The sequence below is a fragment of the Lawsonibacter faecis genome, from assembly GCF_014287675.1.
GTDB lineage: Bacteria > Bacillota > Clostridia > Oscillospirales > Oscillospiraceae > Pseudoflavonifractor > Pseudoflavonifractor faecis.
Genome location: NZ_JACOPQ010000035.1, coordinates 1 through 749, shown reverse-complemented (window position 1 = coordinate 749; position 749 = coordinate 1). Strand labels below are relative to the sequence as shown.

Genomic DNA, 749 nt, shown 5'->3' with positions numbered 1-749 from the left:
GGGCGGGCGCGGTTTCTCCCTCCGCGGCGAACGCGGACAGGGAGAGCATGGATAAAATCATCGCTGCGCTCAGAATCAGTGCCAGGGGTTTTCTTGCTTTCATCTTTTTCTTCCTCCTTTTCCTGGTGCGAATAAATGTGACGGCTCATCGCCCAGCGCCGTGCTGCCGATACCGGCACGGCGCTGGGCGGCTGTTTTCTCTGCCTCGGGAGCACCACCTCTCTAATAAAGCTTCCATTGTGTCAGCATTTTGCATTTTAATACTCGTTATTTGCTTTTTAACAAGATGCTTTTCCTTAGTATGGCAGAATTTCTGCCAAAAGTCAATGGCAGGATTCCTGCCACATATACTAAACGAGAGGTGTTTATGGAATGGTGTTTCCCATGATTCGCAGCCTCCGGGAGGACCGGGATTGGACCCAGCAATACGTGGCGGACAGGCTTTTTATCCACCGCAGGACTTACTCGGCCTATGAGAACGGCGTCAACGCCATAACTCCCGAGCTGCTTATCCAGATCGCTCAGCTCTACGGCACCAGTGTGGATTATCTGCTGGGTTTGACCGATAGCCCCGATCCTTACCCCAAAAAAGCGCAAAAAAAGAGACAGACTTAAAAGTCTGTCTCTTTTTTGTGTTGGCGTTACCTATCTTCCCAGGCCGTCTCCAGCCAAGTATTGTCGGCGCAGGTGAGCTTAACTGCCGTGTTCGGGATGGGAACGGGTGGACCCTCACCGCAATCAACACCAAC

1 protein-coding gene and 1 rRNA gene are annotated in these 749 nt (G+C 52.1%); one reads left to right on the top strand and one right to left on the bottom strand.

All coding sequences use genetic code 11. The annotated features are described in order from the left end of the window. The first annotated feature begins 372 nt into the window (after positions 1-372). Positions 373-615 (top strand): helix-turn-helix domain-containing protein, encoded by a 243-nt coding sequence (locus tag H8S62_RS17775; RefSeq protein ID WP_186920434.1) that lies wholly within the window; start codon positions 373-375, stop codon positions 613-615. Between the two features lie 18 nt (positions 616-633). On the opposite strand, the gene rrf is transcribed toward H8S62_RS17775, so the two are convergent. Beyond that, a 5S ribosomal RNA gene (gene rrf / locus H8S62_RS17770) occupies positions 634-749 on the bottom strand.

Coding starts and splice junctions, on each gene's coding strand:
- H8S62_RS17775 (WP_186920434.1), top strand. CDS start 373: ATGGTGTTTCCCATGATTCGCAGCCTCCGGGAGGACCGGGATTGGACC.